15 protein-coding genes and 1 pseudogene are annotated in these 18563 nt (G+C 70.4%); 10 read left to right on the forward strand and 6 right to left on the reverse strand.

Annotated elements, in window-relative coordinates:
* Positions 1 to 6: 6 nt before the first annotated feature.
* The 8 genes and pseudogenes from nuoH (at position 7) to FHX74_RS01955 (ending at position 9556) form a co-directional block, all read left to right on the forward strand.
* The gene (gene nuoH / locus FHX74_RS01920; protein WP_182558381.1) at positions 7 to 1419 is read left to right on the forward strand and encodes an NADH-quinone oxidoreductase subunit NuoH; all 1413 of its coding nucleotides are present in this window, start codon (positions 7 to 9) and stop codon (positions 1417 to 1419) included.
* Positions 1406 to 1904, forward strand: a pseudogene (gene nuoI / locus FHX74_RS01925) (NADH-quinone oxidoreductase subunit NuoI); the annotation flags it as partial. The gene nuoH and the pseudogene nuoI, both read left to right, overlap by 14 nt.
* Before the next feature lie 202 nt (positions 1905 to 2106).
* Positions 2107 to 2925: an NADH-quinone oxidoreductase subunit J gene (locus FHX74_RS01930; RefSeq protein ID WP_182558926.1), complete on the forward strand. Its 819-nt coding sequence runs from the start codon at positions 2107 to 2109 to the stop codon at positions 2923 to 2925.
* A gap of 13 nt (positions 2926 to 2938) precedes the next feature.
* The gene (nuoK, locus tag FHX74_RS01935; RefSeq protein ID WP_182558383.1) at positions 2939 to 3238 is read left to right on the forward strand and encodes an NADH-quinone oxidoreductase subunit NuoK; all 300 of its coding nucleotides are present in this window, start codon (positions 2939 to 2941) and stop codon (positions 3236 to 3238) included.
* A 55-nt stretch (positions 3239 to 3293) separates the two neighbouring features.
* On the forward strand, positions 3294 to 5201 hold the full coding sequence (nuoL, locus tag FHX74_RS01940) for an NADH-quinone oxidoreductase subunit L (RefSeq protein ID WP_182558927.1): 1908 nt from the start codon (positions 3294 to 3296) through the stop codon (positions 5199 to 5201).
* Between the two features lie 13 nt (positions 5202 to 5214).
* A complete protein-coding gene (locus tag FHX74_RS01945) occupies positions 5215 to 6768 on the forward strand; it encodes an NADH-quinone oxidoreductase subunit M (RefSeq protein ID WP_182558384.1) in 1554 nt (517 codons plus the stop codon).
* Positions 6765 to 8384 carry an NADH-quinone oxidoreductase subunit NuoN gene (gene nuoN, locus FHX74_RS01950; protein WP_328823574.1) on the forward strand — a complete coding sequence of 540 codons (1620 nt, stop codon included), beginning with the start codon at positions 6765 to 6767 and terminating at the stop codon, positions 8382 to 8384. The genes FHX74_RS01945 and nuoN overlap by 4 nt, the downstream gene beginning before the upstream one ends.
* Before the next feature lie 167 nt (positions 8385 to 8551).
* Positions 8552 to 9556, forward strand: coding sequence for a polyprenyl synthetase family protein (locus tag FHX74_RS01955; protein WP_182558385.1), 1005 nt, complete (start codon positions 8552 to 8554; stop codon positions 9554 to 9556).
* Positions 9557 to 10008: 452 nt separating this feature from the next.
* Here the strand turns inward: FHX74_RS01955 and FHX74_RS01960 are convergent, their stop codons facing one another.
* The 6 genes from FHX74_RS01960 to FHX74_RS01985 all read right to left on the reverse strand — a co-directional run bounded on the left by FHX74_RS01960 (position 10009) and on the right by FHX74_RS01985 (position 16081).
* Positions 10009 to 10824, reverse strand: a complete 816-nt coding sequence (locus FHX74_RS01960) for a G1 family glutamic endopeptidase (RefSeq protein ID WP_182558386.1) — start codon at positions 10822 to 10824, stop codon at positions 10009 to 10011.
* 210 nt (positions 10825 to 11034) lie between these two features.
* Complete coding sequence (locus FHX74_RS01965) at positions 11035 to 11385, reverse strand: histone-like nucleoid-structuring protein Lsr2 (protein WP_182558387.1); 351 nt, start codon at positions 11383 to 11385, stop codon at positions 11035 to 11037.
* Between the two features lie 93 nt (positions 11386 to 11478).
* On the reverse strand, positions 11479 to 12642 hold the full coding sequence (locus FHX74_RS01970) for an esterase-like activity of phytase family protein (RefSeq protein WP_182558388.1): 1164 nt from the start codon (positions 12640 to 12642) through the stop codon (positions 11479 to 11481).
* A 135-nt stretch (positions 12643 to 12777) separates the two neighbouring features.
* Positions 12778 to 14130: an ABC transporter substrate-binding protein gene (locus FHX74_RS01975; RefSeq protein ID WP_182558389.1), complete on the reverse strand. Its 1353-nt coding sequence runs from the start codon at positions 14128 to 14130 to the stop codon at positions 12778 to 12780.
* Between the two features lie 37 nt (positions 14131 to 14167).
* Positions 14168 to 15076 carry a carbohydrate ABC transporter permease gene (locus FHX74_RS01980; RefSeq protein ID WP_182558390.1) on the reverse strand — a complete coding sequence of 303 codons (909 nt, stop codon included), beginning with the start codon at positions 15074 to 15076 and terminating at the stop codon, positions 14168 to 14170.
* Positions 15077 to 15094: 18 nt separating this feature from the next.
* Positions 15095 to 16081, reverse strand: coding sequence for a carbohydrate ABC transporter permease (locus FHX74_RS01985; RefSeq protein ID WP_182558391.1), 987 nt, complete (start codon positions 16079 to 16081; stop codon positions 15095 to 15097).
* 251 nt (positions 16082 to 16332) lie between these two features.
* Here FHX74_RS01985 and FHX74_RS01990 point away from each other — a divergent pair, with 251 nt between their 5' ends.
* Both FHX74_RS01990 and FHX74_RS01995 read left to right on the forward strand, forming a co-directional pair.
* Positions 16333 to 17343 carry a Gfo/Idh/MocA family protein gene (locus tag FHX74_RS01990; RefSeq protein WP_182558392.1) on the forward strand — a complete coding sequence of 337 codons (1011 nt, stop codon included), beginning with the start codon at positions 16333 to 16335 and terminating at the stop codon, positions 17341 to 17343.
* A gap of 88 nt (positions 17344 to 17431) precedes the next feature.
* Entirely contained in the window at positions 17432 to 18445 is a 1014-nt protein-coding gene (locus FHX74_RS01995) for a Gfo/Idh/MocA family protein (RefSeq protein WP_182558393.1), read from the forward strand.
* Positions 18446 to 18563 lie beyond the last annotated feature (118 nt).

Here is an 18563-nt window from a genome sequence, read left to right on the forward strand (position 1 = left end):
GAGCCGATGAGTCCGTCCGGTCCCGCCGGGATCCCGGTGCCGCTCGACCTGAGCCTGTTCGGCAACGACGTCTGGTGGCTGGTGCTGCTCAAGGCGCTGTTCGCCTTCGTGGTGCTGCTGGTGATGACGCTGTTCACGATCGTCTACGAGCGCAAGGTCGTGGGCAAGATGCAGCACCGCAAGGGCCCGACCATGAACGGCCCGTTCGGCTCGCTGCAGAGCCTGGCCGACGGCATGAAGCTGATGTTCAAGGAGGACATCACCCCGACCGCCGCCGACCGGGTGGTGTTCACCCTGGCCCCGTTCATCACCTCGATCCCGGCGATCACCGCGTTCGCGGTGATCCCGATGGCCGGCACCGTCCCGCTGCCGTTCCGGAACCACCCGACCACCCAGCTCCAGGTCACCGACCTGCCGGTCTCGGTGCTGTTCGTGGTCGCGGTCGCCTCCATCGGCGTCTACGGCATCGTGCTGGCGGGCTGGTCCTCCGGCTCCACCTACGCGCTGCTCGGCGGCCTGCGGTCGAGCGCCCAGGTGATCAGCTACGAGGTCGCGATGGGCCTCAGCCTGGTCGCGGTCTTCCTCTACGCGAACTCGATGTCCACCTCGGAGATCGTCGAGGCGCAGGCCCGGGTGAGCTACGCCGACCTGTTCGGCGTCCAGGTCCCGCTGCCCAGCTGGTACGCGATCGTGCTGATCCCGTCCTTCGCGATCTACCTGATCTCGATGGTGGGGGAGACCAACCGGGCGCCCTTCGACCTGGCCGAGGCCGAGGGCGAGCTGGTCGGCGGCTTCCACACCGAGTACACCTCGATGCGGTTCGCCATGTTCTTCATGGCCGAGTACATGAACATGATCACCGTCTCGGCCCTGGCCACCACCATGTTCCTCGGCGGCTACCACGCGCCGCTGCCGTTCAACCTGCTCGGGATGGACGGCGGCTGGTGGGGACTGCTGTGGTTCCTGGTCAAGGTGCTGATCTGCCTGTTCGTCTTCGTCTGGCTCCGCGGCACCCTGCCCCGGATGCGCTACGACCAGTTCATGCGGCTCGGCTGGCGCTGGCTGATCCCGATCTCGCTGGTCTGGATCCTCGCCGTGGCCGCGTTCAACGTCGGCCGCCGCGAGGGCTGGTTCTCCACCAAGGCGTTCTGGATCGTCACCGCGGTGATCTTCGTGGTGCTGCTGCTGGTCGCCTTCTTCGGTGGCCGGGCCGAGGAGCAGGAGACCGAAAAGCCGCAGGGCGAGTTCGACGCCTTCGCCGGCGGCTACCCGGTGCCGCCGATGCCCGGGCAGGAGCTGCCCGAGCTCGCCGGGGTGGTCACCGGTCAGCCGGCCGACCCCGCCCAGGCGCCCGGCGGGGTGACCCCGTCCACCGGTGCCGGCCCCGAGACCGAGAGGAGGCCCGATGGGTCTGCTTGACCCGATCGCCGGTTTCGGCGTCACCTTCAAGACGATGTTCCGCAAGACCTTCACCCAGGCCTACCCGGAAGCACCGAAGGTCACCGCGCCGCGGTTCCACGGTCGGCACCAGCTCAACCGGTGGCCGGACGGACTCGAGAAGTGCGTCGGCTGCGAGCTGTGCGCGTGGGCCTGCCCGGCCGACGCGATCTACGTCGAGGGCGCCTCGAACCGGGACGAGGAGCGGTTCAGCCCCGGTGAGCGGTACGGCCGCGTCTACCAGATCAACTACCTGCGCTGCATCCTCTGCGGGCTGTGCATCGAGGCCTGTCCGACCCGGGCGCTGACCATGACCAACGAGTTCGAGCTGGCCGACGACAGCCGGCAGAAGCTGATCTACGAGAAGAGCGATCTGCTGGCCCCGCTGCTTCCGGGGATGACCGCGCCGCCGCACGAGCGGCAGCTCGGCGACTCCGAGCGGGCCTACTTCCTCGGGCTGCCCGAGACCCGCCCGGTCGACCTGCCGCAGGGCACCGGCAACCCGAACCTCGGGCTGGCCGGCTGGAAGGACAAGAAGAAGAAGGCCAAGGCGGAGGCGGAGCTGGCCCGCAAGGGTGCCGCCGTCGCGCCCGCCGTCGACGGCGGCGACGTCCCCGCCGAACACACCCAGGGGGTGCGCGAGTGACGCCGACCGTCACGCTGGTCCCGATGGTCACCGGCGCCGAGGTGGCCTTCTGGCTGCTGGTTCCGGTGATGGTGCTCGGCGCGCTGGGGATGGTGCTGAGCCGCAAGGCGGTGCACTCGGCGCTCTGCCTGGCCGCGGTGATGATCTGCCTAGCCGTGCAGTACGCGGCCCAGGACGCGCCGTTCCTGTTCGCGGTGCAGATCATCGTCTACACGGGCGCGATCCTGATGCTGTTCCTCTTCGTGCTCATGCTGGTGGGCGTCGACGTCTCGGACTCGTTGGTCGAGACGATCAAGGGCCAGCGGGTGGCGGCGGTGGTCGCCGGGGTCGCGTTCGCGGTGCTGCTGGTCGTCGCCGTCGGCAACGCGGTCGTCGGCAGCCCGGTCGGGCTCTCCGAGGCCAACGCCGCCAACGGCGGCAACGTCCAGGGCCTGGCCGCGCTGATCTTCAACCGCTACGTCTTCGCCTTCGAGGCGACCTCGGCGTTGCTGATCACCGCGGCGGTCGGCGCGATGGTGCTCGCCCACCGCGAGCGGCTGACCAAGAAGAAGGGCCAGGCCGAGCTGGTCACCGAGCGGATGCAGCGCTACGCCCGGACCGGCCAGCACCCGGGCCCGCTGCCGACCCCGGGCGTGTTCGCGCGGCACAACGCGGTCGACACCCCGGCGCTGCTGCCCGACGGGAGCATCGCGGAGGACTCGGTGTCGGCCACCCTGCGGGCTCGCGGGGAGATCTCCGACGCCGAGTCGCTGATCCGGCCGACCCGGGCCACGGTCCGCGAGATCGCCCCGGAGGACCCGAGCCAGCCACCCGGCAAGACGGTCCCGCGGGGCCAGGGCTGAGAGGAGTGAGCCGATGAACCCGGACAACTACATCGTGCTGTCGGCGATCCTGTTCACCATCGGCGCGGTCGGCTTCCTGGTCCGCCGGAACGCCATCGTCGCCTTCATGTGCGTCGAGCTGATGCTCAACGCCGCCAACCTGGCGCTGGTCACCTTCTCCCGGATGTACGGGAAGCTCGACGGCCAGGTCGCCGCCTTCTTCGTGATGGTGGTCGCCGCCGCCGAGGTGGTGGTCGGGCTGGCGATCATCGTCAGCATCTTCCGCACCCGACGCTCGGCCTCGGTCGACGACGCCAACCTGCTGAAGTTCTAGGAGACCCGTGAGTCCGCTCCTGCTCGCACTTGCCGTCCCTCTGCAGGTCGTCCCGCTGGAGGTCCCCACGCCGGTCGCCGCGACCGGCGTCTTCTCGGTCGCCTGGCTGTCCATCGCGGCTCCCGCGGTGGTGGCGGCCTTCCTGATGCTGTCGGGCCGGGTGGCCGACCGGTGGGGCCACCTGCTGGCCACGCTGGCCCCGATCGTCTCCTTCGGGGTCGCCGCCGCGATGTTCGTCGCCCTGCTCGGCCGACCGGTCGAGCAGCGTTCGGTGGCCCTGCCGCTGTGGAGCTGGATCCCCACCGGCGGCTGGGACATCTCGGTCGGGTTGCAGGTCGACCAGCTGTCGATCACCTTCGCGTTGCTGATCACCGGGGTCGGCAGCCTGATCCACGTCTACTCGATCGGCTACATGGCCCACGACGAGCGGCGGCGGCGGTTCTTCGCCTACCTCAACCTGTTCGTCGCCGCGATGCTGCTGCTGGTGCTGAGCGACAACTACCTGGTGCTCTTCGTCGGCTGGGAGGGTGTCGGTCTGGCCTCCTACCTGCTGATCGGTTTCTGGCAGCACAAGCCGACCGCGGCCACCGCGGCCAAGAAGGCGTTCGTGGTCAACCGGGTCGGTGACATCGGCATGTCGATCGCGGTGATGCTGATGCTGGCCACCTTCGGCTCGTCGGCCTTCACCGCGGTCAACGCCGGCTCGCCGCAGATGAACGGCACCACCGCCACCGTGATGGGGCTGCTGCTGCTGCTCGGGGCGTGTGGCAAGTCCGCCCAGGTGCCGCTGCAGTCCTGGTTGCTCGACGCGATGGAGGGGCCGACCCCGGTGTCGGCGCTGATCCACGCGGCCACCATGGTCACCGCCGGGGTCTACCTGGTGGTCCGCAGCCACGCGGTCTTCGCCCAGAGCGAGGTCGCCTCGCTGGTCGTGGTCGTCGTCGGCACGGTGACGCTGCTGTTCGGCGCCTGGATCGGCTGCGCCAAGGACGACATCAAGAAGGTGCTGGCCGGCTCGACCATGAGCCAGATCGGCTACATGATGCTGGCCGCCGGGATCGGCCCGGCCGGCTACGCGTTCGCGATCTTCCACCTGGTCACCCACGGCTTCTTCAAGGCCAACATGTTCCTGGGGGCCGGCTCGGTGATGCACGCGATGGACGACGACGTCGACATGCGGCACTACGGGGCGCTGGCCCGGGCGCTGCCGGTCACCTTCGTCACCTTCGCCGCCGGCTACCTGGCGATCATCGGTTTCCCGTTCTTCGCCGGCTTCTACTCCAAGGACCACATCATCGAGGCGGCCTGGGAGCACAGCACGGTGGCCGGGGCCTGTGCGATCATCGGCGCCGGCGTCACCGCCTTCTACATGACCCGGCTGATGCTGATGACCTTCGCCGGCCAGAAGCGCTGGCGCGAACACGTCCATCCGCACGAGTCGCCGCTGGTCATGACGATCCCGCTGGTCGTGCTCGGGATCGGCTCGGTGCTCGGCGGCCTGGTGCTCAACAACGCGATCGGGTCCTGGCTCAACCCGGCGGTCGACGGCGAGAGCGAGGGGGCGCCCGCGCTGATCCACGTCACCGTGATCGGGGTGGTCACCATGGTGGTGGTGCTGGCCGGGGTGGCGGTCTCGTTCGCCTTCTTCGGCCCGCGCCGCTCGATCCCCGACACCGCGCCGGCCAGCCGGTCGCCGTTCACGGTCGCGGGTCGGAACGACCTCTACGGCGACGCCTTCAACGAGGCGGTGTTCATGCGCCCGGGCCAGTCGCTGACCACCACGCTGGCCTACGTCGACGCGCACGGCGTCGACGGCGCGGTCCGCGGGCTGGCCGCGCTCTTCGCCGGGGTGTCGGCGGGCCTGCGCCGCTGGCAGTCCGGGTTCGTCCGCTCCTACGCCCTGACCATGCTGGCCGGCGCCGCCGTCGTCGGCGCGGTCCTGATCCTCGGCCGGCTCGGCTGACGAGGGGATGATCATGAGCTTCCCGTGGCTGACCGTGCTCGCCCTGCTCCCGCTGGTCGGGGCGGTGCTGATGCTGGTGGTGAAGGGCCCCCGGGCCAAGCCGCTCGCGCTGGCCTTCTCGCTCGCCACCCTGGTGCTGGCCGTGGTGGTCGCGCTGCAGTACCGGCCGGGCGGCGGGATGCAGTTCGTCGAGCAGGTGGTCTGGATCCGTCCGCTCGGCGCCCACTACGCGCTCGGGCTCGACGGCATCGGGCTGACCCTGGTGCTGCTCACCGCGGTGCTCACCCCGATCGTCATGATCGCCAGCTGGAACGACGCCGAGGAGCGCAAGCCCGGCGAGACCGACGCCCCCGAGCCCGGCCGGAACAAGTGGGGACCGGCGGCGTTCATGGGCCTGGTGCTGTGCATCGAGAGCTTCGGGCTGTTCGCCTTCACCTCGATCGACGTCTTCCTGTTCTACCTGTTCTTCGAGGTCATCCTGATCCCGATGTACTTCCTGATCGGCGCGTTCGGCGGCTCCCGCCGCTCCTACGCGGCCGGGAAGTTCCTGCTCTTCGGGCTGTTCGGCGGCTTCGTCATGCTCGCCTCGGTGATCGGCCTCTACGTGGTCTCGGCCCGGGCCGGCACCCCGAGCTACCTGCTCAGCGACCTGATGCGGCTCGACATCCCGGAGACCACCGGGCGCTGGCTGTTCGTCGGTTTCATGGTCGCCTTCGCGATCAAGGCCCCGCTGGTGCCGTTCCACAGCTGGATGCCCGACGCGGCCGAACAGTCCACCCCCGGCGGTGCGGTGCTGCTGGCGGGCGTGCTCGACAAGGTCGGCACCTTCGGGATGATCCGGTTCTGCCTCTACCTGTTCCCCGAGGCGAGCCGGTGGGCGACGCCGGTGGTGCTCACCCTGGCCACCGTCTCGATCATCTACGGCGCGCTGATGGCCATCGTCAGCAAGGACCTGCACCGGCTCATCGGCTGGACCTCGATCAGCCACTTCGGCTTCATCGTCCTCGGCATCTTCGCCTTCACCAGCCAGTCGATGGTCGGCTCGACGCTCTACATGCTCAACCACGGGCTGTCGACCGCCGCCCTGTTCCTGGCCGCCGGGTTCATGATCAAGCGGCGCAACAGCCGGCAGATCGGCGACTTCGGCGGGGTGCAGAAGGTGGCGCCGGTGCTGACCGGGCTGTTGCTCTTCGCCGGGCTGTCCACCATGGCGCTGCCCGGGCTGTCGAGCTTCGTCAGCGAGTTCATGGTGCTCGGGGGGACGTTCTCCCGGCACCCGGCGTTCGCCTCGATCGCCACCGTCGGCATCGTGCTGGCCGCGCTCTACGTGCTGATCATGTACCAGCGCACCGCGACCGGTCCGGTCACCGAGCAGGTGCGCGAGCACGTCACCAGCGACCTGGGGACGCGCGAGCGGTTGGCCCTGGCCCCGCTGGTGCTGCTGATCCTGGTGCTCGGCTTCTTCCCCAAGCCGTTGCTCGGGGCGATCGAGCCGACGGTGGCCGCGACCATGACCCACGTGGGTGTCAGTGACCCGGCCCATCCGGTGGCCGAGGAAGGGCGGTGAGCGTGCTCAGCTCGTCGGTGGCGGCGGTGACCATGGAGATCACCGCCCCGAAGATCGAGTACGGCACGCTGATGCCGTTCATCCTGGTCTTCCTGGTCGCCTGTCTGGGCGTGCTGGTCGAGGCGCTCGCGCCGCGCACGCTCCGTTTCGGGCTGCAGATGCTGCTCACCTTCGGCGGCATCGTCGTCGCGCTGCTGATCACCGTGCTCAACTGGCTGACCGGCGCCCGCGGCGAGGTGGCCGTCGGCGCGGTCACCGCGGACGTCCCGACCTACTTCTTCTGGGTCGTGCTGCTGGTGTTCAGCGGGCTCTCGTTCCTGATCTTCGCCGACCGCAAGCTCGAGAACGGGGCGCTGGCCTTCACCCCGCAGGGCGCGGCCACGCCGGGCAGCGCGGCCGAGCAGGAGGCGATCACCGCCCGGGTCGAGCACACCGAGGTCTTCCCGCTGGCCATGTTCGCGCTCTCCGGGATGATGCTGTTCCCGGCCTCGAACGACCTGCTGACCATGTTCGTCGCGCTGGAGATCCTGTCGCTGCCGCTCTATCTGCTCTGCGGGCTCGGCCGGCGCCGCCGGCTGCTCAGCCAGGAGTCGAGCCTCAAGTACTTCCTGCTCGGTGCGCTGAGCTCGGCCTTCTTCCTCTACGGGGTCGCGCTGGTCTACGGCTACGCCGGCAGCTTCCAGCTCTCCGACATCGCCGTCGCGCTCAACACCTCCGACCAGAAGGACGGGCTGCTGCTCGCCGGGATGGCGCTGATCGGGGTCGGGCTGCTGTTCAAGTTCGGCGCGGTGCCCTTCCATTCCTGGACGCCCGACGTCTACGCCGGCGCCCCGACCGGCGTCACCGCCTTCATGGCCGCCTGCACCAAGATCGCCGCGGTCGGCGCGCTGCTGCGGGTCTTCTACGTCGCCTTCGGCGGGATGCGCTGGGACTGGCAGCCGTTGCTGCTGATCGTCACCGTGGCCACCATGTTCGTCGGCGCGGTGCTCGGCATCACCCAGACCGACGTCAAGCGGATGCTGGCCTACTCCTCGATCGCGCACGCCGGGTTCATCCTCACCGCGGTCACCGCGGCCTCCCAGCTCGGCACCGGCAAACCGGCCGGGTCCCTGTCGAGCATCTCGGCCGTCGGCTTCTACCTGGTCGCCTACGGGGCGGCCACGCTCGGGGCGTTCGGGATCGTCACCATGGTCCGCGACCGCGGCGGCGAGGCGACCCTGCTGTCCAGCTGGGCCGGGCTCGGCCGCCGGTCCCCACTGACCGCGACGGTGTTCAGCCTGTTCCTGCTCAGCTTCGCCGGCATCCCGCTGACCAGCGGGTTCATCGGCAAGTGGTCGGTGTTCGCCGCCGCCTGGGCGGCCCGGGACTACTGGCTGGTGGTGGTCGCGGTGGTGCTCAGCCTGGTCGCCGCGTTCTTCTACCTGCGGGTCATCATCGTCATGTTCTTCTCCGAGCCCGAGCTCGAGGCGACCGGGGCGCAGCCGGGCACCGTGGTGCGGCCGGGCTGGACCACGTTGACGGCCGTCGGGGTTGGGGTGGTCGCTACTGTTGCGTTGGGTGTCTTTCCCGGGCCGGTGCTCGCGCTGGCCCAGCAGGCCGGCGAATTCCTCCGCTGACCGAGCGGCACCGGGCGTGGCCCGGGCCGTCGATCGGACGGGAGGCGGTCTCGGCGTGTGGAAGGATTCTCACCGGTCGGCCGTGGTGGTCGGCCGGGTGATCCTGCTGTGACCGGGCGGGGTGCCGGTTCGACACCGCGCGGACGCGTCCGAGAACAGGAGCAGGGGTGCCAGAGCTGACGCAGGCCGACCTGCCCGCGCCTGTCCGCGCGCAGCTCGAGGTGATCGAGACCGAGCTGCTCCGGGTCGCCGAGGCCCAGACCGAGCTGGTCACCGAGGCCGCCCGCTGGAGCATCGAGGCCGGCGGCAAGCGGTTCCGCCCGCTGCTGGTGCTGCTCGGGGCCGCGTTCGGCCCCGAGGTGGACGCGATCGAGCGCGACCGGATCGACGCCGACGTGATCCGCGGTGCGCTGGTGGTCGAGTTGACCCACGTGGCCAGCCTCTACCACGACGACGTGATGGACGACGCGAACGTGCGGCGAGGGGCGCCGAGCGCGAACGCCCGGTGGGGCAACTCGATGGCCATCCTGGTCGGTGACTTCCTCTTCGCGCGCGCCTCGGACCTGGTGGCCGAGCTCGGCCCGGACTACGTCCGGCTGCAGGCGCGGACCTTCGCCCGGCTGGTGCAGGGCCAGATCGCCGAGACCGTCGGACCGCGGGCCGGGGACGACCCGCTGCACCACTACCTGCAGGTGGTCGCCGACAAGACCGGAGCGCTGATCGCCACCTCGGCGCTGTTCGGCGCCAAGATCGCCGGCGCCGGACCGGACGTCCAGGCCCTGCTGGCCGAGTTCGGCGAACAGATCGGCGTGGTGTTCCAGCTCAGCGACGACATCATCGACGTGACCAGCGACGAGACCGGCAAGACGCCGGGGACCGACCTGCGCGAGGGCGTCCCGACGCTGCCCACGCTGCTGGTCCGCTCGACCTCGGACCCGGCCGACCCGGGCCACCGGCGGCTGCTCGAGCTGCTCGACAGCGACCTGCACGACGACGACCACCTCGCCGAGGCGCTCCGGCTGCTCCGCGCCCACCCGGCGCTGGACCGGGCCCGCGCCGACGTGCTGGCCCGGGCCGAGACGGCCCGACGGCTGCTCGACCCGCTCCCCGCCGGTCGGGCCAAGGACGCCCTGGTCGAGCTCTGCGACAGCGTCGTCACCCGCACCACCTGAGGTCAGACGGGGGACCGGGCACCGAGCCCGCTGCCCGCGCGCTGAGCCCACTGCCCACGCGCTGAGCCCACTGCCCACGCGCTGAGCCGCTGCCCGCGCGCCGAGTTCACTGGCGCGCCTTGAGCCACTGCCCGCGCGCTGAGCCTGTCGAAGCGTGTGTGTGCCCTTCGACGAGCTCAGGGCGTGGGTGGGCTCGTGCTCGGTCTCCGTGCGCTGAGCCTGTCGACGCGTGTGCGTGCCCTTCGACGAGCTCAGGGCGCGTGGGTGGGCTCGTGCTCGGTGTCCGCGCGGGGAGCCTGTCGAAGCGGGTGTGCCATTCGACGAGCTCAGGGCGCGTGGTTGGGCTCGTGCTCGGTGTTCGCGCGCTGAGCCTGTCGAAGCGCCTGCTCGCCCTTCGACCAGCTCAGGGCACCGGGATGCTGGGGCTCAGGGCAGCGTGCGGCTGCCCGGGCTCACTCGTGCTTGTAGGAGATGGTGAAGCGGCCGGTCGGGGTGACGGTGGCGGTGTGGTTCTGCTTGTGGGTGCTGGTCGAGGCGTCGAGCCGGAGCAGCGGATAGCGGGTGACCGGTCGCTTGTTGGCGCTGGCACCGGTGAAGGTCAGGGTGCTGAACTTCGGGTAGCGGCCGCTGGGGGACTCGAGGGCGATCTCGGCGCTGGTGTGGTCGGCGTCGGCGTGCCGGACCGTGGTGCGGGTCCAGTGCCGGGTGTGGTTGGTCAGCTTGAGGGTGTAGCGACCACCGACCCGGCTGACCGAGGCGGTGATCTTGTCCCCGGCCTTGACCGTGTTGCGGTAGTAGACCGGCGGCTCGGGGTACATCTCGTACCAGCCGCGGTAGCGGGCCTGGCCGTTGTGGCAGCTGGTCTCCACCCCGGTCTGCTGGACGGTGTTGCTGTCCCAGCCGTCGATCCCGACCCAGGGCGCCATCAGGTTGTTGTGGTGGGTGCAGCTGACCTTGGGCTCGGTCCAGCTGGCGCTGACCGAGGTGAAGGTGCCGCGGCGGACCACCACGCCGGCCCAGTTGCCGCCGTCGATGTTGCGCTGGCTCCCGTAGCGCACCGACCCGTCGCCCACCACGTCCCCGGGCGCCACGGCCGCGGCGACCGACGCGCCGGTCGCCGACGCGGGTACGTCGGCAGCCGCTCGCGACCCGTCGGTGGCGGTCAGCGCGCCGACCAGCAGCACCGGTGCGACGAGGGCCGCCAGGCCGGCGCGGAGACGCCGGAGGGAGCGCGATCGGGAGCGATCAGACGGGGTGGGAACGGGCACGGTCGTCCTTCCGGCGTGGACGGAAATCTGGAGGCATCGTAGGTCGGCGCACCCCCGACACGCCGAACGACAGACGGCCGTTTGGCCTGATCGTTACCGGTTTCCAGCGTGAGATAAGAGACTGCTGAACAGCCCCTGAACGAACCCCCGGACGCCCCGTTCCGGACGCGGTCCGACGGCTCCGGCCGTCGGCCCCGCAGGGTCGGTGACCTAGGCGTGCGCCTCGGCGAAGGCCTGCTGGATCGCCGCCGGGATCCGGCCGCGGGCGTTGATGCTGTGGCCGTTCTGCTTGGCCCAGGAACGGATCTTGGCCAGCTGACTGCGGTCGGTCGGCGCGCTCGCCCGGCGAACCGGGGCCCCGACCCGTCGGGCCGCGGCGACCCACGGACCGAGGTCGTCCCGCAACCGGGCCGCGTTGGCCCGGCTGAGCGGCAGCAGGTAGATGGTGCCGTCGAGGGTCACCTGCACCGACACCTCGGCGGGTGAGCCGTCGACGACGTCGCGGACCTCCGAGGTCTCGTCGTAGCCGTACCGCGTCACCGCGTCCCCCCGTTGGACCATGCACCGATCGTTTCATGTGCCGGGCAGGCGTGTACCCCAACACACCGAATCCGCCAGGGTCGGGCGCGATCGGTCGCTTCCTTCCCCACTCGGTCAGGGCAGCGCGGCGGCCAGGTCGAGCACCCGGGTGATCTGGGTCGGGTTGAAGTTGTCGTCGCTGATCAGCGCCACCCGGTAGAGGCCGCCGCCGAGCGGCCGGGTGGTCATCCCCTCGTAGTTGTCCATCAGCGGGTTCGCCTGCGGCTGCTTGGCGGTGGCGCCGAGCGTCGGGCAGGCGGTCACGTCGGCGATCAGCGTCTTGTGCATCACCGCGGACGGCGCGGTCGACAGGTTGCCGATCCGGCTGACGTCGCGGGCCCGGTTCAGCCCGGTCACCGCGTACAGCTTGATGGTGTTGCCGGTGGTCGGGTCGTAGGCCGCCTCCATCACCAGCAGCTTCCCGGGCGCGTACTCCTGCACCTCGGAGATCCGCAGCCCCGCGTCGACCCGGTAGCCGACCTGCTTGACCAACCGGAAGCGGTCCGACGCACCGTGGCGGGCCTGGTAGACGAGGAAGCGGCGGAAGTCACCCGCGGTCGCGCCGGCGGGCAGGTCACCCGACAGCGTGCCCTCCATCGCCGCGACCGCCGTCCTCCCGTCGGGGCTCAGCGTCAGGCCCTCCAGCGTGGCGTTGGCGGTCGCCTCGCCGGCCGGCGCGACCCGGAACCGGGCAGGCACCGGGAGCTCGGAACGCTGCCGGCCGTCCCGGCCGAACACCCGGATCGAGGGCTCGACCTCCGAGCTGACCAGGAAGCGTCCGTCGTTGAGCACCGCCAGCCCCTCGTTGTCGGCGGTCTCCCCGGTCCAGGCGGTGCCGTCGGGCTTGCGGAGCACCAGCGGCTTGCGCCAGACCCGGGGGTGGTCGAGGTCACGGTAGAACCACAGCCGCGACGGGTCGCTGGCGTGGTTGTCGACCGAGGAGACGTAGGACCGCAGGCGCTTGTCGAAGCCGATGTCCGACAGCCCGCCGATCGTCGCGCCGTCGACGACCTTCTTGTCGAGCGCGTCGCTGTAGTGCAGCGCCAGCGCGCGCGGCGGGCAGGCGCCGGGAGCCGAGCCGGTGGTGGCCGACGTCCGGGGCCCGGTGCCGGACGACGCCGGCGCCGCACCGGCACCGGCGGCCGAGCCGACGAGCGCGCTGAGCACCGCACCGCCGGCGAGGGTGGCGGCGAGGGCCGCGCGGGCGACGCGGCGGCCAGGGATCACGGTCGAGGTCATCACGGTGTCCTTCCGGGCTCGGGATCTGGGGGCAGCATGGCACCGGGGACCGACAGCCTCCAGGGCCGGGTCGGACTGTTCGCCCGCTGTTCAGCGAGCCCCCGGTCCGGACGGCCGCGAGGCTCGCGGACGGGCTCAGGCGCCGGTCCGGCCGTAGCCGGCCGGCATCCGGAACGGGCAGTAGGCCTCCATCTGCGGCGCCACCCGCGCCTGCGCCTGCTCGAGGGCCGACTGGGCGGTCTGCGAGCCGATCTCCATCGCGCTGTGCGCCTGCACCAGCGCGTCCCACCACAGCGAGCTGACCGGGAAGGGCGGCCGCGAGGTGGAGTAGCGGAGCTGGTCGATGAACGGCTTCATGTCGGCCAGCGGCTGGTAGTCGAACAGCGAGGTCAGCGTGGGCAGCGACTTGGTGGCCGGCATGAAGATCTCCTGGCCGGGCCGGCCGCCGTAGAACTTCATCAGGTCCCAGACGTTCTTGTTCAGCTGCGAGCCCTTGGGGGCGACCACCGAGAAGCCGCCGGACCAGGTGTAGGGCTGGTCGCCCTCGTTGAACACCGGCAGGTAGGTGTAGCCGTAGTCGAGCTTCGGCGCGTACTTGGCCAGCGCGAACACCGTGGTCGACGTCTGCACGGTGAACGCCGTCCGCTCGCTCAGGAACACCGTCTGCGACGGCGGCGCGTTCAGCGGCTGGTAGCTCGAGGTGAACGCGTTCACCTGCGACCAGCCCATCTCCTTGCCCCAGTCGTAGAGCATCCCGAACGCGTCGACGATCGGCTTGGCCGTCAGGTCCATCGAGCAGTTGCGGTCGTCGAAGTAGCTGGCCCCGGTGCCGATCGACCAGGTGTAGCCCCAGCCCTGCGCGTCCCAGGGGATCAGGCCCATCTGGGTGTAGTTGCCGCTGCCGTCCTTCTTGGTGACCTTCTCGCTGATCTCGAAGATCCGCTGCAGGGTCGGCGGCCCGTTCTTCGGGTCGAGCTCGTCGAGGTCGACGCCGGCGTTCCGCAGCAGCGTCTTGTTGTAGTAGAGCGCGCGGACGTCGGTGCCGACCGGGAGCCCGTAGAGCTGGTTGTCGTAGGTCAGCTCGTTGAGGCCGAACTTGAGGTAGCCGTCGGTGAACCCGGGCTCCTCGTAGCGCTCGATCAGCGGGGTGATCGGCTCGAGCAGCCCGATCGCCGCGTACTGCGCGCCGGTGAAGCGGTCCATGTACCAGACGTCCGGGGCGTCCCCGCCGCGGACCGCGGTGATCACCGGGGTGGCGTCGCCGTCCACCGCGCTCGGCACGCTGCGGGCGTCGATGGTGACGCCGGGATGGGTCTTCAGGTAGCCGTCCAGCACCTTCTGCTGGTTGGGGATCTGGTCGCCGCCGACGCCCCAGAGGATCAGGTGGTTGGGGTCGCGCGGGCCGCCGGAGCACCCGCCGAGCACCCCGGTCCCGGCCGCGGCGCCGAGCGCGGCGGCCCCGCCGAGCAGACGACGTCGGGTGATCATGGCTTCCTCCTGCGGTGTCTCGGGCCCGGCTGCGGGATCACTTGAAACCCCCGAGCGAGATGCCGCGGAGGAAGTAGCGCTGGAAGACGAAGAACAGCACGATCAGCGGCAGCACCACCAGGAACGAGGCGGCCATCAGCTGGTTGTACTGCAGGTCCTCGGTCTGGGTCTCGCGAAAGTACTGCAGGCCGATCGAGAGCGTCTGCACCCGGGTGTCCTGCAGGTAGATCAGCGGCCCGAGGAAGTCGTTCCAGGCCGCGACCGCGCTGAAGATCGCCACCGCGGTGATCGCGGGCAGGGCGGAGGGGAAGACCAGGGTCCAGGCGATCTTCCACTCCCCGGCCCCGTCGACCCGGGCGGCGTCGAGCATGTCCTTGGGCACCTGCAGCAGGAACTGGCGGAGCAGGAAGGTGTAGAACGCCGAGGCGAACAGGTGCGGGACGATCAGCGGCAGGAACGTGTTGACCCAGCCGAGCTTGGCGTACAGGTCGAACATCGGGATCAGGGTGACCGGGAACGGCAGGAACAGCGTGGCCAGCACGACGTAGAACACCTTGTTGCGCCCGATCCACTCGACGCAGGCGAACCCGTAGGCGACCAGGAAGTTGCTGACCACCGAGAAGACCACGGTCGCGACGGTGATGATCGCGCTGTTGGCGAACATCCGCCAGAACGGGAACGTCCGGACCGCGTCGGCGTAGTTGGAGAACTGAGGCCGGGCCGGCCACCAGGCCGGCGGATAGGTGGCCATCTCCTGGTTGGTCTTGAGCGAGGACGAGACCATCCAGAAGAGCGGCAGCAGGAACAGCAGGCACAGCGCGATCATCACGATCCGCGCCAGCGCCGAGGTGTACCAGGGCTGCCGGCTGCCGTCGGCGGCGCGACCGCTGTCGCGACTGGGCCGGACGGCCAGATCGGGCCCCGGGGTGCCGGTGAGAGTGGCCATGATCGGGTTCCTCCTGCCTCAGCCGGCCGAGACGTCGTAGTTGACGAACCGGCGGGACAGCCAGTAGACGACGACGGCGAGCACCATGCCGACCAGGAACAGCAGCACGGCCAGCGCCGAGGCGTAGCCGAGCGAGGCGTAGCTGAAGGCGTTCTTGTAGAGGTACATCATGTAGAACAACGTGCCGTTGTCCGGGTTCCCGGTGCCGTTGGTCAGCACGTACGCCTCGGTGAACACCTGCAGGGCGCCGGAGATCCCGGTGATCAGGTTGAACAGGATCGCCGGGCTCAGCAGCGGCAGGGTGATCGCGGTGAACTGGCGGAACGGGCTCGCGCCGTCGACCCGGGCCGCCTCGTAGATCGTCTTGGGGATGTTCCGCAGCCCGGCGAGGAAGATCAGGGCCGCGTTGCCGGCACCGAGCTGGGCCATGATCACGATCACCACCTTGGCGGTGGTCGGGTCCTGCAGCAGGTCCACCCGCTGGAAGCCGACGGCGCTGAGCACCCGGCTGATCAGCCCGAAGGTCGGGTTGACGAAGACCGCGAACACGAAAGCCAGCGCGAACGCTGGGACCAGCGAGGGGATGTAGAGCGCGGCCCGGTAGACGGCGACCTCGCGGACGTTGCGGTTCATGCAGAGCGCGAGCACCACCGCCACCACCAGCCCGATCGGGACGGCCAGGCAGGCGTAGAAGACGGTGTTGCCGGCCGCGGTGCGGGTCAGCGGGTCGGTAAAGGCACTGACGTAGTTCTGCAACCCGACGAAGGTCGGGCTGAGCATCCCGGAGTAGCGGGTCAGGCTGATGACCACCGAGTAGATCAGCGGATAGAGCACGAAGACGCAGACCCCGACGATCCAGGGGGAGACGAAGAGCAGTCCGGTGCGGAGCCGGCGCTTGTCGCCCGCCGACCAGCGGTGCCGGACGCGGCGCCCGGGGGCAGCGGTCGGCGCGGTCCGGGTGGTGGTGTCGGTCGTCCCCTGGGCGGTGCCCACGGTGCTGGCCATCGGTTCTCCTGCCCGACTCGGTCGTCCTCGACTGCCTGCGTCCGACCATAGGCTAGGGTAGGGAAGTGATACAACCACTGGACTAATCAGTCGAAGGTAGGAAAATCACTTCTCGCGGTCCGCGGGCGTCCAGCCCGGTCGGCCGCAGGTCCCCAACAGCCGTGGCGCCGTCGCCGGTCCTGGTTCTCCTGCCCTGCCTTCGACGACGTGGTGCGCCCGGCCCGCCCAGCCGAGAGGAACCACCGATCACCATGACCGAGCCCGTCCCCACCGACGCGGGCGCGCAGCCGATCCGCGTCGCCGTCCTGAGCTTCTGGCACGTCCACGCCGGCGACTACGCCCGCAGCACCGTCGAGCACCCCGGGACCGAGCTGGTCGCCGTCTGGGACGACGACGCCGAGCGCGGCCGCGCGGGGGCCGAGCGGTTCGGTGTCGAGTTCGTCGCCGACCTCGACGCCCTGCTGGCCCGGGACGACGTCGACGCGGTCACCGTCACCACCGAGACCAGCGTCCACGCCGACGTGATGACCCGCGCCGCCCGGGCCGGCAAGCACGTCTTCACCGAGAAGCTGCTCGCGCCCACCGTCGAGGAGGCCGAGCAGATCATCGCCGCCTGCGACCAGGCCGGGGTGAAGCTGATCGTCTCGCTGCCGCGGCTCTACCACGGCTACACCGCCGCCATCGACCAGGTGCTGGCCGACGGCAAGCTCGGCACCCTCGACTACGGCCGGGTCCGGCTGTCGCACGACGGGGCCACCGCGGGCTGGCTGCCCGACCGGTTCTTCGACCCCGATCCCTCGATCGGCGGCGCCCTGACCGACCTCGGCTGCCACCCGGTCTACCTGACCCAGCGGTTCCTGGGCGCCCGGCCCACCGACGTCCAGGCGGTCTACCGCTCGGTCACCGGCAAGGCCGTCGAGGACAACGCCGTGGTCACCGTGGGCTACGACAGCGGCGCGATCGGCGTGATCGAGGCCGGCTTCGCCGCCCGGACGCCGTTCAGCATCGAGCTGGCCGGCACCCAGGGGTGGCTCCGCTACAGCGACGACACCAAGCAGCTCACCGCGATCGGCGCCGCCTTCGGTGACGGCCCGGTCACCCTGGAGATCCCGGCCGACGCCGAGGACGCCTTCGGCCAGTGGGTCGGGCACATCCGCGACGGTGGCCGCGCCGACGCCAACCTCGAGGCCGCGGTCGAGCTGACCCGGCTGGTGGTGGCCGCCAACCGCGCCGCCGGCGAAGGCCGCACGGTCGCGCCCTGAGCGGTCGCGCCCTACCGAGACCCCGCTGCGACCCTGCAGCACCCGTCCCCCGACACATCCGAGAACGATCCAGCAGAGAGGAACACCCGTGCCCGACACCCTGACCGCGCCGGTGAAGGTCGGCCTGATCGGCGCCGGCGGCATCGCGAACGCCCACGCCAAGGGCTATCAGCAGCACGCCGACGTGATCACCGTCGCCGCCGTCGCCGACGTCTCCGAGGAGGCGGCGCAGCGCCGCGCCGAAGAGCTCGGCGCGACCCCGTACACCGACTACCGGACCATGATCAGCGAGGCCGAGCTCGACGCCGTCGACATCTGCCTGCCCCACCACCTGCACGCCGACGCGATCGTCGCGGCGGCCGGGGCCGGTCTGCACATCCTGTGCGAGAAGCCGCTCTGCCTCACCCCGGAGGAGGCCCGCCGGGTGCAGGCGGCGATCCGCGAGGCCGGCGTCACCCTGATGTGCGGCCACAACCAGCTGTTCATGCCGGCGGTGGCCAAGGCCAAGGAGCTGCTCGAGCAGGGCGTGCTCGGCAAGGTCTACGAGGTCCGCACCACCGACAGCTTCTACAACAACTTCGACCCCGAGAACATGGGGTGGCGTGCGCACGCCTCGACCTCGGGCGGCGGGGAGCTGATCGACACCGGCTACCACCCGAGCTACCTGATGCTGCACCTGGCCGGTGGGTCGCCGGTGGAGGCCACCGCGATGCTGTCCACGCACCGGCTGACCTTCATGGAGGGCGAGGACTCCGCGCAGGTGCTGATCCGGTTCGACAACGGCGTGGTCGGCCAGCTGATGACCTCGTGGGCCTACGTGCCCTCGGCGAACACCGAGCGGTTCTCCGCGGTGGGCGAGCTCGGCTCGCTGCACAGCGACGGCACCACGCTCAGCTACCGGCTGCACGACGGCACCACCGAGAGCTTCACCTTCGACCCGGTGGAGACCATCCCGGCCGAGATCGGCCACTTCGGTCGCTGCCTGCTCGACGGGGTGCGGCCGCCGCACACCGAGAAGGAGGGCATCGAGGTGCTCGGGATGATCCTCGCCGCCTACGAGGGCGCGCGGACCAAGACCATCGCGCCGGTCCTCCAGGCCTGAGGCCCGCTCCCGGCTCCGCTGAGTGCGGGCTGGGACCGGCTGATATCCGGCTGGCCGGGGAGCCGGCCGATCGCGGGGTTCGGAGCAACCTCCGGGATCCTCGCTCCGGGACGAGCGG

This window comes from Microlunatus kandeliicorticis, assembly GCF_014137855.1.
Classification (GTDB): domain Bacteria; phylum Actinomycetota; class Actinomycetes; order Propionibacteriales; family Propionibacteriaceae; genus Microlunatus; species Microlunatus kandeliicorticis.

Bases quoted from the DNA above. Each gene is read 5' to 3' on its own strand.
- nuoK (WP_182558383.1), top strand. From the start codon at position 2,939: ATGAACCCGGACAACTACATCGTGCTGTCGGCGATCCTGTTCACCATC.
- nuoH (WP_182558381.1), top strand. From the start codon at position 7: ATGAGTCCGTCCGGTCCCGCCGGGATCCCGGTGCCGCTCGACCTGAGC.
- FHX74_RS01980 (WP_182558390.1), bottom strand. From the start codon at position 15,076: ATGGCCACTCTCACCGGCACCCCGGGGCCCGATCTGGCCGTCCGGCCC.
- FHX74_RS01970 (WP_182558388.1), bottom strand. From the start codon at position 12,642: ATGACCTCGACCGTGATCCCTGGCCGCCGCGTCGCCCGCGCGGCCCTC.
- FHX74_RS01985 (WP_182558391.1), bottom strand. From the start codon at position 16,081: ATGGCCAGCACCGTGGGCACCGCCCAGGGGACGACCGACACCACCACC.
- FHX74_RS01945 (WP_182558384.1), top strand. From the start codon at position 5,215: ATGAGCTTCCCGTGGCTGACCGTGCTCGCCCTGCTCCCGCTGGTCGGG.
- FHX74_RS01930 (WP_182558926.1), top strand. From the start codon at position 2,107: ATGGTCACCGGCGCCGAGGTGGCCTTCTGGCTGCTGGTTCCGGTGATG.
- FHX74_RS01990 (WP_182558392.1), top strand. From the start codon at position 16,333: ATGACCGAGCCCGTCCCCACCGACGCGGGCGCGCAGCCGATCCGCGTC.
- FHX74_RS01975 (WP_182558389.1), bottom strand. From the start codon at position 14,130: ATGATCACCCGACGTCGTCTGCTCGGCGGGGCCGCCGCGCTCGGCGCC.
- FHX74_RS01965 (WP_182558387.1), bottom strand. From the start codon at position 11,385: ATGGTCCAACGGGGGGACGCGGTGACGCGGTACGGCTACGACGAGACC.